1 protein-coding gene is annotated in these 652 nt (G+C 25.9%); it reads right to left on the bottom strand.

Annotation, left to right across the window (positions count from 1 at the left end; translation table 11 throughout):
- Positions 1-652, bottom strand: a 652-nt coding sequence (locus HUN22_RS17515; RefSeq protein ID WP_217488228.1) for a hypothetical protein, incomplete at both ends; no start/stop codon positions are given.

Raw genomic sequence — 652 nt, forward strand, 5'->3', positions numbered from 1 at the left:
ATTTTCCTACAGTCTGATATATTTTTTTCATCCATATGTAATGGATTCCACCATTTAACAACACATACTCTATCCTTATAATTTATTTTGTATCTGCAATAGTTTTGTGTTTCTTTATTATTTTTATCATCAACATCATCCATTATACTTAACATAAAGAGATCTTTATAGTTTTTATTATTTAAAAAATTACCTTTATTCAATTCACTAACTAAATAGTTAAAACCATTCTGCGAAGTAATTTCATTTATTTTATTAAATTCTTCTAGCATTTCTAAAGCATTCTCATATCTTTTATGAGAATCAAAACTTAATGCTTTTTCTAACCAACTATTAATTTTAGGGTCAACCCCTTCTATTTCAATCCAAACAGGAATTCCATCTGAATCATTTTTAAGCATATTTCCTTTAGAAATAATGAAATAGCAAACAACACCCAATAAAAACACATCCATTTTAAATGGATCTTTTTTATCATCATAAACATCTTCTGGTAGGTTTACTGTGTTAGTTTTAAGAATATCTCTATAATTTGTAATTGTACCCTTTTCTTGAAAATATGATGAAAAGAACTGCGTAAAGATTACTTTATCACTTACTCGAGAGTAAACTATATTATGTGTACCTAAGTCTCTATGTGCAATATTAATTG

This window comes from Acinetobacter lactucae, from assembly GCF_013344765.1.
GTDB classification, from domain to species: Bacteria; Pseudomonadota; Gammaproteobacteria; order Pseudomonadales; family Moraxellaceae; genus Acinetobacter; species Acinetobacter lactucae_A.